11 protein-coding genes are annotated in these 12,100 nt (G+C 72.5%); 4 read left to right on the forward strand and 7 right to left on the reverse strand.

The window, feature by feature from the left end:
• Positions 1-1,320 (forward strand): RagB/SusD family nutrient uptake outer membrane protein (locus BSZ37_RS19245; RefSeq protein WP_218830576.1); only part of this gene is annotated, 1,320 nt, incomplete at its 5' end.
• Positions 1,321-1,336: 16 nt separating this feature from the next.
• A complete protein-coding gene (locus tag BSZ37_RS19250) occupies positions 1,337-2,197 on the forward strand; it encodes a cyanophycinase (protein WP_095512102.1) in 861 nt (286 codons plus the stop codon).
• A 35-nt stretch (positions 2,198-2,232) separates the two neighbouring features.
• On the opposite strand, the gene BSZ37_RS19255 is transcribed toward BSZ37_RS19250, so the two are convergent.
• The 5 genes from BSZ37_RS19255 to BSZ37_RS19275 form a co-directional block, all read right to left on the reverse strand.
• Positions 2,233-4,191 (reverse strand): cyanophycinase, encoded by a 1,959-nt coding sequence (locus BSZ37_RS19255; protein ID WP_179299768.1) that lies wholly within the window; start codon positions 4,189-4,191, stop codon positions 2,233-2,235.
• A 247-nt stretch (positions 4,192-4,438) separates the two neighbouring features.
• Positions 4,439-5,419, reverse strand: coding sequence for a coiled-coil domain-containing protein (locus BSZ37_RS19260; RefSeq protein ID WP_095512104.1), 981 nt, complete (start codon positions 5,417-5,419; stop codon positions 4,439-4,441).
• A 159-nt stretch (positions 5,420-5,578) separates the two neighbouring features.
• Positions 5,579-7,513, reverse strand: coding sequence for an acyltransferase family protein (locus BSZ37_RS19265; protein WP_179299769.1), 1,935 nt, complete (start codon positions 7,511-7,513; stop codon positions 5,579-5,581).
• A 304-nt stretch (positions 7,514-7,817) separates the two neighbouring features.
• Positions 7,818-9,083 (reverse strand): ABC transporter permease, encoded by a 1,266-nt coding sequence (locus tag BSZ37_RS19270; protein ID WP_095512106.1) that lies wholly within the window; start codon positions 9,081-9,083, stop codon positions 7,818-7,820.
• A 72-nt stretch (positions 9,084-9,155) separates the two neighbouring features.
• On the reverse strand, positions 9,156-10,112 hold the full coding sequence (locus tag BSZ37_RS19275) for an ABC transporter ATP-binding protein (RefSeq protein WP_095512107.1): 957 nt from the start codon (positions 10,110-10,112) through the stop codon (positions 9,156-9,158).
• Between the two features lie 125 nt (positions 10,113-10,237).
• Between BSZ37_RS19275 and BSZ37_RS19280 the strand changes: the two genes are divergently transcribed.
• Positions 10,238-10,801 carry a hypothetical protein gene (locus BSZ37_RS19280; protein ID WP_143537742.1) on the forward strand — a complete coding sequence of 188 codons (564 nt, stop codon included), beginning with the start codon at positions 10,238-10,240 and terminating at the stop codon, positions 10,799-10,801.
• 50 nt (positions 10,802-10,851) lie between these two features.
• Here the strand turns inward: BSZ37_RS19280 and BSZ37_RS19285 are convergent, their stop codons facing one another.
• Entirely contained in the window at positions 10,852-11,145 is a 294-nt protein-coding gene (locus BSZ37_RS19285; protein WP_095512109.1) for a hypothetical protein, read from the reverse strand.
• A gap of 88 nt (positions 11,146-11,233) precedes the next feature.
• On the opposite strand from BSZ37_RS19285, the gene BSZ37_RS19290 reads away from it, so the two are divergent.
• Positions 11,234-11,515 carry a DUF4290 domain-containing protein gene (locus BSZ37_RS19290; RefSeq protein WP_095512110.1) on the forward strand — a complete coding sequence of 94 codons (282 nt, stop codon included), beginning with the start codon at positions 11,234-11,236 and terminating at the stop codon, positions 11,513-11,515.
• A gap of 48 nt (positions 11,516-11,563) precedes the next feature.
• Here the strand turns inward: BSZ37_RS19290 and ruvC are convergent, their stop codons facing one another.
• Positions 11,564-12,100, reverse strand: a complete 537-nt coding sequence (gene ruvC, locus BSZ37_RS19295) for a crossover junction endodeoxyribonuclease RuvC (RefSeq protein WP_095512111.1) — start codon at positions 12,098-12,100, stop codon at positions 11,564-11,566.

Consider the following 12,100-nt stretch of genomic DNA (forward strand, 5'->3'; position numbering starts at 1 on the left):
GTGATGCGCCGCGCCGCCCTCTTCCTCGCCGTCCCTGTCCTCGCCCTCGCCGTCGCCGGGTGCGACTCGGTCCTCGACGTCGAGCCGCCGAGCCAGCTCACGAGCACGATCGCCATCGAGGACGCCAACGGCGCCCGCAACGCCCTCCGGGGCGCCTACAGCGCGCTCCAGTCCGGCTCGTACTACGGCGGCGACCTCGTCTTCTTCGGCGACCTCCTCGCCGACAACACGACCCACACGGGGACCTTCACGTCCTTCGCCGAGGCCGACGCCAACACGTTGCTCGCCACCAACGGGTCGGTCGAGGGCTTGTACGAGTCGCTCTACTTCGGGATCGGCATCACGAACCAGATCCTCCAGCGGGTCCCCGCCCTCGACGACCTCGGGGAGACGGAAAAGAACGAGATCCTCGGCGAGGCCCACTTCCTGCGGGCGCTCCACTACCACAACCTCGTCAAGCTCTGGGGCCCCGTTCCCATCGTCACCACGACGCTCTCGAGCGTTGAGGAGGCCTCCCAGGTCACGCGGAGTCCGGTCGACGCCGTCTACGCCCAGGTCCTCTCGGACCTCCAGGAAGCCGAGCGCCTGATCACGGACGCCGACCAGACGAAGCAGGCGTCGCTGGGCGCCGTGAAGGCCCTCCTCGCCCGCGTGCACCTCTACCGCGGCGAGTGGACCCTCGCCGAGCAGCAGGCCGACGAGGTGATCGCGATGGGCTACCGCCTCGCAGACGCCTACGGCGACCTGTTCACGCCGGACGCGGAGACCCCCGAGGCGATCTTCTCGCTCGACTTCAACACCCAAGACTTCAACAACTTCGGGTACTACTTCGAGGTCCGCCGCGAAGTCCGGCCGACGCCCGACCTCTACGACGCCTACGAGAACGAGGACGCGCGCCGGGCGTGGTCCATCGAGCAGAGCTCGACCGGGCGCCTCACGGGGACCAAGTACCCGACGACGACCGGTGAAGAGGACCTTCACGTGCTCCGCCTCGGCGAGGTCCTCCTGATCCGAGCCGAGGCGCTCGCTCGGCAGGGCCGTCTCGCGGACGCGGTCGACGCCTACAACGCGCTCCGCGTCCGCGCCGGCCTCGCCCCCCACGTGCTCGGCGTCGACGTCTCGACGCCGCAGGACGTGCTGGCGGCCATCTGGCACGAGCGCCGCCTCGAACTCGCCTTCGAGGGCGACCGCTGGCCCGACCTCGTCCGGACCGGCCGGGCCACGGACGTCCTCGGCATCCGGGAGTGCCAGGTGCCCTTCCCCATCCCCCAGCGGGAGCTGAACGTGGCTCCGAACCTGGAACAGAACCCGTCCTGCTAGCCCCGGCACGAGCCCTATGCTCCCCCGCTCCACGGCCGTTCTCCTCCTGCTCCTCGCCGCCGGCTGCACGGGCGCCGGGCGCGTCCACGGCGCCGCGCCCGTCTCCCAAGGCAAGCTGTTCATCATCGGCGGGGGCAGCCGCCCGCTCGCGATGGTCGAGCGGATGATCGAGGAGGCCGGACTCCGCGACGACGGGTACGTGGCCATCCTCCCCATGTCCAGCTCCGAGCCGGACAGCGCGGTGATCTGGTCGGGCGAGCAGTTCGCCGAGTTGGGCGTCGAGGTGACTGGGTTCAACTTTCAAGCGGGCGCCCCCCCTCCCCCCACATGGCTCGACTCCCTCCGCCAGGCGCGCTTGATCTACATCTCCGGCGGAGACCAGGCCCGGTTCATGGACGTCGTGTCCGGGACGGCCATCGAAGACGCCATCCGCGAGGCGTACCGATCGGGGAGCCTGATCGGGGGGACGAGCGCCGGGGCCGCCGTGATGAGCGCGCAGATGCTCACCGGCGATCAGCGCAAGCACCCCGAGTACACCTCGACCTACGAGGTGCTCGAGGCCGACAACATCGACCTCGCCCCCGGCCTCGGCCTCCTCACGGGCGCCATCATCGACCAGCACTTCGTCCGACGGAGCCGGTACAACCGCCTCCTCACCGCCGTCACCGAGTTCCCCGAGATCGTCGGGGTGGGCATCGACGAGTCCACGGCGATCCTCGTGGAAGGGGGACGGGCCGAGGTCGTCGGGGAAGCCCAAGTGGTGGTGGTGCAGAACCCCGGCCGCTCGGCCAACGAGCAGGATGGGAAGCTCGGCGCCCACGGCCTCCGCGTGGACGTGTACCTGCCGGGCGAGACGTTCGCGCTCGACGGGCGCTGAGCCCGCCGCCCGTTTGGGGACCGCCGACGGCGGACCTATCGAGCGCCGAGCGTGACCCTCTGATGCCAGACGGCGGCCCCGACGCGCACCCGGACGACGTACAGGCTGGCGGGGAGCCCGCGGAGGTCCAGCGTGACCCGAGCCTCACCGGCAGCGAGAACGCCGAGGTCCCGCCGAAGCACCTCGCGGCCGACGAGGTCGTAGAGGGCGAGCGCCGCGGCTCCCCCCGTCCCGACGTCGAAGCGCAGGGCCGCCCGGCCGGTCGTCGGGTTTGGATGGACGAGGAGGTCGCCCGTCGTCGCTCCCTCCGCACCCGGCTCTGAAGCCGTGGGAGCGGAGGCAAAGTCGAAGGACTCCCCATCGGCAACGACGTGAACGAACGCCCCGACCAGGGCCGGGTTGTTCCGCCGCGCGGGGTAATCGACGAGGTCGACGGAGCGAGCGTCGAGCACGAGCGTGGGCATGGCCCCCTCCATGGTCACCGTGCTCCCCTCCACGGCGAGCGTACTCCCGTCCCCGAGGAGCACGCCGTAGGACGCACGGCTCTGCGCGAGGCCCCACGCCAGCCCGGTGACCTGGTTCTCCCAGTGGCAACGGTCGACGTCGAAGGCGAGGGGCATCACGACCAGACCGCCGGTCAGATTGAGGCCGGGCGCGAGGTCGAGCGCGCCTCGATAGGAGGCGTCGCACCGGCTCTCCGTGTTGAGAATGCTCACTTGGCCAACGGCACGGGCATCGGTGCCAAGCATGAGGGCGGGGACGCCGGCTGCGAGTCGGCCGCGCAGGGCGGCGCCCACGGCAGTCCCCGCGTCGGCCAAGGCGGCGATCTCGCTCAGATCATTCGCGACCCACACCTGCGCCTCGCAGTCGCGGACCGCGTCCGCGAGGCCGGCGTCGCCCTGGCTCCCGGCATCGAGACCGACCGCCAGAACCGGCTGGCCCGAATCAGCCATCGCGGACGCCACAGCTGAAGCGGGGGCGGCATCGGGGCGCGAGACCACGCAGACGAGGGCATCCGGGGGCAGGCGGCTCTGAAGCTGCCCCACGCTCCCCCCAGCGGCGAGCCAGGCGTCTGCGTCACCGCTCCCGTCGAGGACGAGAGGGAAGGCTGGGGCCTCGAACGGGACGGCCGCGTACGACTCTCCCGTCCCGGGCCCTCCGACGACCGTGCCGTTGGAGACCTCCACCCGGTACCCCTCGGTGAGTTGGACGAGTCGAACGTCGGAGAGGGAAAGGGAGTGGGCAGGCTCCACGGTGGCCTCCGTCCGGTCCGTCGGATACAAGAGGGTGACGGCGCCTCCGCCCAGCACCTCGCCTACGCCGTCCGGGGTGACCGCGAGGGCCGTCCCATACGAGAGCCCAATCCCCGTCACCCACCGCCCCTCGTCGGCGTGGTAGCGCGCCAGCATGGCGAGCAAGCGCCCGAGCCGCCCGCGCTCGTCGAAGTGGGTGTCGGCCAGGGTGCCGGGGAGCACCGAGAGGAAGTCGTCGGTGAGAGAGAGGTCCGGCGTCGTGGGCACGAGGAGCGCCTCACGGGAGGAGACGCTGCCGCGCCGAGCGTCGAAGACGACCTCGCTGAGCACGGCCGCCCCGGCGCTCGTCCCCCCGAGGACGCCGCCACGGTCGAAGACGGTCTGGAGCGCCTCCTCGATGAGGGTCCCCTTCCAGCGACTGACGTAGCGCCACTGGTCGCCGCCCGGGAGAAACACGCCGTCGGCGGCGAGGACCGCGTCACGGTTGGCCGGGTCGTTGGCCTCGGCCTCGGACGCGATGGCGAGGTAGGTGACCGTCGCGCCCTCGTCGGCAAGGCGGCCCGTGATGGATGTCCCCGGGTCGCTCGTGTAGTCGAGGACGACAACCCGCTTGCTCGGCGCGTGATCGACGAACCAGGCGTAGGCCCCCGGCGCCTCGCTCCCTCCCCCCACCAGCAAGACCGAGCCCTGCGCTTGAGCCCCCCCTGCCAGCGCGAGAAACGCGAGTGCCAGTCCGTACACGGACCGGGTGCATCGTCTGACAACGGGGGTCATTCGAGCCGGCATCCTGGAGCGTCCGGAGGGGGGCGGCCCCGTTTTGAAAGGACCCCGGAAGGGCCCCTCGTCCGAGCCGAGCAGTTCGCCGAAAGGTACGCTGCCAACCCGGGCCGGGCCCCAGCCCCACGGACGAGGCCTCTTCCGGTGGCGCCACCGCCCCCCGCAGCATGCCGGGAGACGGCGGCGCCACATAGCGGTGCTCCTCCAGACGCTACTTGCCGCGAGGGCCGGGCCTCACCCTTCGGCCCACCTCACGACCTCGCTCGCCACCCGTCAGCGCGCGGTGCACGGCGACAATGGCCTTCTGCTCGTCCGTCAGGAGGGGGTCCGCTCTCTCGCGGAGGGCCTCACGCTCGGCGCGGGCGGCCTCGCGGCGCTCTCGCTGGGCCTCACGGAGGGCGTCGCGGTCGAATTGGCCGTTCTCGTCGAGGTACGGATGGAGGTCGGGCCGGCCTTCGCGGACGCGGTCCAACATCCGCGACTGGAACGTCGCCTTCTGTGCCTCGGTGAGGTCGAGCGCGGCTTCACGGGCCGCCGTCTCGGCGTCGCGCTGCTGCAGGCGCTCGCCGAGACGCTGGGCGGCCTCGGCCGGGAGCGCCGCGACGCTCTGGCGCACGGCCTCGTCACGGAGCGCCTTCGTCCGAGCGACGAACTGGTCCTCGGAAAGGTCGCCGGCACGGAATTGCGTCACGAGGGCCTCGATCCGCTCGCGGGCGTCGGACCGGATGGCACGGAGGGCGTCGCGCTGTTCCTCGGTGAGCTGGACGCGCTCGCCTCGGTCGCCGTACGGTCGGTCGGCGCGCTGGCGGCGACCTCGGGTCGGGCGCTCGCCGTCCGGCCGAGCGCGGCGCTCAGCACGGCGTTGGCCCCGCTCGCCGCGGCCCTCCCGACGCTCGGCCCCGCGCGCCTCGGCGGCCTGCTGGAGTTGGTCGATCTGGGCGTCCGTGAGGATGGACGAGACGTCGGCGGCGGCGGCCCAGAGGTCGGCGCGCTCGGCGTCGGCGTAGCGCTCGGCGAGGTCCTCGAGAGAGGACGTCTGCTCGGCGGTCAGGTCGAGGCCCTGGGTGAGTCGGTCGAGGCGGGCGTCGAGGCCGGCATGCTCGGGCGTCTGCGCGTCGGCCGCGAAGGCGACGCCGAGGCCGATGAGCACGGCGACGCCGAGGCAGTGGAGACGGTCGGGGAGTCGAGTCATGGGGAATGGGGAACGTCGTGGGCCGACACTACGGGCCGCCCGGCCCCTTTCATCTGCCCGACTCGCATCGCCGCACGACCACCGGAGCTCCGGCACAACTCCGCCACATCCGACGCCGGACGGCCGCAGACGGGCGGCCACTCCGCCCTCGGAGCGTCCCTACAGGAACGGCGCGAACTCACCGGCCAGCGACTCCGCGAACGCACGCGACAGGTGCCCGCCGTCCCGGTAGCGGACGAGGTCGCCATCGCGCGGACCGCACGTCCCCCCCGGACACACGACGCCGGAGAGATCGAGGACGTCGACGCCCGGGACCGACCGCGCGGCCGCGGCCTGGGCGTCTACCCGCTCGGCATCGTCGGCGTCGGAGCCGCGAGGTCGACAGTCCGGATCCAAGGCCGTGCCCGGTCTCCACGCTACCTGGGCGAGGCACGCTGGCACGTTGATCTGTGCGGCCGGCGGGTCAACGATGAGAACCGTGCGCCCGGCGAGCTCGACCAGATCCTGGAGCGTCGCGCGCGTGCCCCCGGCCCACACGTCCGGGGCGAGGTCGTAGGCGTTCGACATCGACACGAACACCGCCTCGGGGCGCATCGCCCCGATCGCCTCCATCGCCGACGCTCGCCACACGGCGCACGCGACGTCGTCTCGGCCCAGAACCTCGTTGTAGAGCACGGGCACGTCGGCGACGGGGCAGGCCGAGAGCGTGTAGACGACGAGGCGCCAGCCGGCCGCCTCGGTCGCCGCGCGGAGGGCCGGAAACCACTGGCCCGCGTGGCTGTCGCCGACGAGGACGGCGACCCGCTCCGCCTCGGGGTCGCCGTAGGCGCACTCGACGAGCGTGGCCTCGCCGTAGGGATCGCAGCCGTCGTCGTAGATCTGGGGGAGGTCGGCGCGGACCTCGGCGAACGCCGCCTGCCCCGGCCGCTCGGCCCACCCCGCGCTCGCCCACCACCACCCGAGCGTGAGCGCCGTGAGCGCGACCGTCGCGCCGACCGTCCACCCGAGGCTCCGCCGCGGACGTCCGACGAGCGCCGGCGCGTACCGAATCGGCGACTCGACAAACCGGTACGAGAGCCACGCGGGCACGATCGAGGCGACAGCGGCCAGTATCCGCCCGCCGAGCGTCATCGGCCCCAGGGCGGACTGCGCGAACACGAGCGCGGGCCAGTGCCAGAGGTACCACGAGTACGACAGCGTCCCGATCCACTGGAGCGGACGGGCCGACAGCGCGCGGACGCACGAGGCGTCATCGCGCGTCCCCGCGCGCAGGACGGCGACCGTCGCGAGCGCTGGCAAGAGCGCGGCCACGCCCGGGAACGGCGTCGACGCGTCGAGCAGCACGCCAGCCAGGGCGATGCCCGCGAGTCCGCCCCAGCCCAGAATCTCGGCTCGTGTTCTCGACCCGCCGGCCGGCACGAGCACCGCGAGCGCGCCGACGCCGAACTCCCACGCCCGCGTTGGCGAGAGGTAGAACGCCCACGCCCGCCCGACCGGCGCGTACGTCAGCGCCGTCGACAGGCCGAACGACAGCGCCGTGACCGCGCCCAGCACGAGCCCGAGGCGGCGGAGGCTGGGCGTCCGAGCGCCGCGCCACAGCCCGAGCCCGAGGAGCACGAGGACCGGCCACGCCAAGTAAAACTGCTCCTCGACGCCGAGCGACCACGTGTGGAGCAGCGGGTGCTCGGCCGCGCGCGGCCCGTGGTAGTCGGGCGCCCAGTCCGCGAACCCGACGTTGCTGAGGTAGAGCGCGGCGAGCGGCCAGAGGCGGGCCACGTCGCGCTGCTCCATCGGCGCGTAGAGGACGCCCGCCAGGGCGCCCGTGACGAGCAGGACGACGAGGAGCGCCGGCACGAGACGCCGCGCCCGCCGCGCGTAGAACCGCCACAGGTCGATCCGCCCCTCCCGCCCCGCCTCGTCCACCAGCAGCCACGTGATGAGGTACCCCGAGACGACGAAGAACACGTCGACCCCGACGAACCCACCGTCTAGGCCGGGCACCCCGGCGTGGAAGGCGACCACGAGGAGGACGGCGACGGCCCGGAGCCCCTCGATGTCCGGCCGGAACCGGGGGCGCGGGAGAAGCTGGGGCACGGGGGACGCGGGGGGACGGCCGCCCAAGGTCGCACCGCCCCGCCCGCCTCGGCGTCCCGTTCGGTAGGGTCGTCGGCTGCACTCTTGCACGCACCAGAACCCGCTCGCTGCTCTGGCGAACCGGCTCGTGCCCGTCCAACGCACCGCCCATTTTGTTGTCATCCTGAGCGAACGCGAAGGATCTCGCCGGACTCGGGCGCCCCGTGCCTCGACACACAGGAGGACATGAGTCGAGGGCTGACTCGAACGAGACGTGCCCCGGCGCCCCGGTCGGCTGGGGCGCCGAGGCGGGGCCGGCCAGCGCTCAGGCCGTCCGGACCCAGCGCCAGAGCTCGGCGAGCGACGGCTTCTTTCCGTACATCAGGATCCCGACCCGGTACACGCGCGCCGCCAGCGCGATCATCCCGACGAACGCCACCGCCAGGAGCACGAGCGCCAGGACGACCTGCCACACGGGCACGTCCGTCACCGCCATCCGCACGACCATCAGGATCGGCGACGACAGCGGGAAAAGCGAGAGGAACACGCCGAGCCCGCCGTCGGGGTCGTTCGCCACGAACGACAGGAACAGGAGCGGGATCATGATCGGGAGGATCACGACCGTCTGGAGGCTCTGCGCGTCGGACTCCTGGTCGACCGCGCTGCCGACGGCGGCGAACAGGCTCGAGTAGAGGAGGTAGCCGCCGAGGAAGAACAGGACGAACGCGATGAGGAGGCCGGGGTCGACGATCGATCCGATGGCCTCCGGCCCAAACGGCGCCTCGCCCCCGTCGCCGGCCGCCTCCGGCACGAACGCCACGAGGAGCGGGCCCGCGGCGAGGCTCAGCCCGAACGTGAGCGCGCCCCACGCCAGGAGTTGGCTCAGCCCGACGGCCCCGATTCCGAGCACCTTCCCCATCATCAGCTCGAACGGCCGGACGCTCGACGCGATGACCTCGACGATCCGGTTCGCCTTCTCCTCGATCACGCCGCGCATCACCATCATCCCGAACACGAGGATGGCGAGGTACATCAGCAGGCTGAGCACGTTGGCGACGAGGAACCGGCCGATGGCGGCGTCGGCCTCGTCGCCGTCCTCGGAGACGGTCACCAGGCGGAGCGGGACGTCGGACTCGTAGGCGGCGAGCGCGGCCGGGCTGGCGCCGGCGGCCCCGGCCCGCGCCCGCCGCACGACCTCACGGACGGCCCCGCGGACGCCGTCGCCCGCGTCGAGCCCGCCGCGTGAGAGGTAGCGGACCTCCGCCTCGCCGTCGCCCTCGACGAGGCCCTCCGGCAACACGAGCACGCCGTCGAGGTCGTCGGCCAAGAGCCCCGCGCGGAGGGTGTCGAGCGGGGCGTCGGAGACCTCGACCTCGACGCGACCACCCAGCGCCTCGGCGAGCGGCCCCGCCAGCCCGGCGTCGTCGATGACGGCCACGCGGTCGACGCCGTCGCCCGCCGAGAACGCGATCATCGGCAGCAGAAACACGCCGATGGCCAGAACCGGCACGGCCAGCGTCGCCACGGCGAACCACTTCGACCGGACGCGCCGGAGGTACTCGCTCTTGGCGATGAGGAGGGTCTTGTTCACGTCGTGCGTGGAGCGTGGTCCGTGGGGGCAGGCGGGGCAGGGGACGGTGTCCGACGCCTCACGCGCGGGGTCCTACGAGAGGGACGGGGTAGGCGTGGCGGAGGCGGCCGTCGCCGGAGGGGCCGCGCCGACGGCCTGCCGGAAGATGTCGGAGAGCGGCGGCTCGTGGACCTCAAACCGGTCGACCTCGACGGCGCCGGCGAGGGCGGCCTGGAGCACCTCCCGGGGGGCCGTGGCCTCGCCGAGGCGGACCGACACGAGCCCCTCGCTCCGGTTCAGCACGCGGACCGCGCCCGCCTCGGCGAGCGGGTCGAGCCACGCGCCGTCGCCGTCGAACGCCACCGAGACGGTGTCGCGGCCGTACCGGCGCTTGACCTCGCGGAGCGTGCCCGAAAGCACGACGCGGCCGTTTGCCATCAGGCAGAGGTCGTCGCAGAGGGCCTCGACCGACTCCATCCGGTGGCTCGCGAAGAGGACCGTCCGCCCCGCTTCCCGGAGCTCGCCGATGACCTCGACCAGGAGGTCGGCGTTGATCGGGTCGAGGCCGGAGAACGGCTCGTCGAGGATGACGAGCGTCGGGTCGTGGACGACGGTCGAGATGAACTGGACCTTCTGCTGCTGGCCCTTCGAGAGCTCCTCGGTCTTCTTCCCCGCCCACGCGCCCGCGTCGAACCGGTCGAGCCAGCGGCGGACGGCCGCCTTCGCGGCGGCCTCGGACATCCCCTTGAGCCGGGCGAGGTAGACCAGTTGCTCGCCGACCTCAAGCTTCCGGTACAGCCCGCGCTCCTCGGGGAGGTAGCCCATCCGCGCCTGCGTCGCGGGCCCGACGGACTCGCCGCCGAGCGTGATCGTCCCCTCGTCCGGCGTCGTGATGTAGGTGACCATCCGGATGGTCGAGGTCTTCCCGGCGCCGTTGGGGCCGAGCAGGCCGAACAGCCGCCCCGGCTCGGCCTCGAACGACACGCCGTCGACAGCGACCGTTTGCCCATAGCGTTTGGTCACCTTTTCGAGACGTAGAGCGGAAGTCATTAAGTCGGCGTCGCGGGGGGAACGGTGCGAGAGAGCGTCGGTTACGCACCTCGCCCGCGGAGGTTACTCCGGTCCCCCCGGCGCCGCCCCCCTTTCCCATGCCCCGCCCCCTCTCTCTCCCATTCTTGCCCCTCTCTCTCCCATTCTTGATCGCCCTCGTCGCCCTCGCCGGGTGCGACAGCGAGGACAGCCTGCTCGGCGAGTTCGTCGGCCGCGTCGAGGTCGACGCCGAGGCCCGGGCGGTCGACGGCGAGGCGGTCTACACGGTCGTCGAGACCGCGAGCGGACCGGAGTTCGTGCTCGGCCTGTTCGTGGGCGACCTCTACGAGAGCGACTACGACGCGTACGACTACGTCCTCTTCCGGCGTCCCGGCGACCGCCCCGGGGTCGGCGCCTACGCCATCGCCGACGAGCAGGACCGGTCCGTCGCCGCGACGATCGCGAAGGTCGACGAGGCCGACGACCCGCTCGAGTCGGTCGGCGCCGTCCTCCGCGGCGTCGACGGGACGCTCGCGCTGACCCGGATCGACAGCTACGGCTTCCTGGCCGGCTCGTTCGAGTTCGACGCCGATGGGCTGACGGTGACGTCGCCCACGCGGCGCGTCGGCGGGGCCGCGCAGGGCACGTTCGAGGCCCGCTACGTACCTCCGGCCACGTTCCGCCGCCTCGGGCTCGACCTCGGGATCTGAGCCTCTCCGCCTCGACGCCGAGGCGGGAGGGGCCCGGCGCCCGCGCGGACTCAGATCAGGCCCGCCCGGTCATCGGGAATGGGGAGGACATACTGCGGCTCCAGCGACTCCTGGTGGACGCCGAGTTGGCCGGTCCCGCGGAAGTCGACGAGGACGTGCTCCTCGGTCTGCGACAGGACCTCCCCGACACCGTAGAAGGTCGGGGCCGGGCCGTAGTAGACGAGTTCGCCGCGACGCACCGCCGAGGCCCGCGCGCGCCGGTAGTACGGCGGCACCACGGGCAGCAGCTCCAGCCGGTACGGCGGGCGCGGGTTGGGGAAGGCGGCGGTGGATGAGGCGGGCATCGGGCCAGGGAGCGGTCTCTCCGAACTGTCGGCGACCGCCCGTAGTATAGCGGTGCCCCGCCGGGGTCCCCTCTCCTCTCCCGTCTCCATGGTCTACGACCGCCGCATCCTCGACCGCCAGGTCGGCCGGAACGCCCAGCTCTTTGCCGAGGCCACCGGCGCGCTGCCCTCCGCCGAAGAACGCTTCCCCTACGTCCGCATCCTGGTGTCGCTCATCGAGAACGCGCACCCGGAGTGGAGCCAGGCGCCGCAGAAAGCCGAGCAGGTCGCCGAGCTGGCCGTGGCCCTCAGCAACCGGACGCTTGACGCGAGTGAGGTCGCGGACGTCGTCCGCGTCCGCGACGAGGAGCGTGGCCTCGGCACGACCTAGCGGGCGCCAGCCCTCGCCGCCTCGGAACCGAGGCGGAGGCCCTCGCGGCTAGCGGACGCGGCCGGGGTTGGCCTTGATGAACGCGGCCCAGTCCTTGGGCGCCCCACTGGCGGGGCCCGTCGTCGCGCGGCGGGCGTGGCAGAGGGCGACGGCGAGGGCGTCGCTGGCGTCGAGCGCGCCGGAGTCCTCCAGGCGGAGGATCGCGCGGACCATGAAGGCGACCTGCTCCTTCGCCGCGCGGCCCTTGCCCGTCACGGCCTTCTTCACCTCGGCCGGCGCGTACTGCGCGACCGGGATCTCGCGGTGCATCGCCGCCAGCATCACCGTCGCCTCCACGCGAACCAGCTTCCGCATCGACTGGACGTTCTGGCCGAGGAACGGGACCTCGACGGCCGCCTCGTCGGGCATGTGCTCGTCGGCCAGCTCGAGGATGCGGTCGTAGATCCGCTGCAGCCGGAGCGTGTGGTCCATCGACTCCGGCAGGTCGATGGTGCCGAAGTCGAGCGCGCGCTCGCGGTTGCCCTCGACCTCGACCACGCCGAAGCCGGCGGTCCGCGTGCCGGGGTCGATGCCGAGGACGATCAT

The sequence above is a fragment of the Rubrivirga marina genome, assembly GCF_002283365.1.
Classification (GTDB): Bacteria; Bacteroidota; Rhodothermia; order Rhodothermales; family Rubricoccaceae; genus Rubrivirga; species Rubrivirga marina.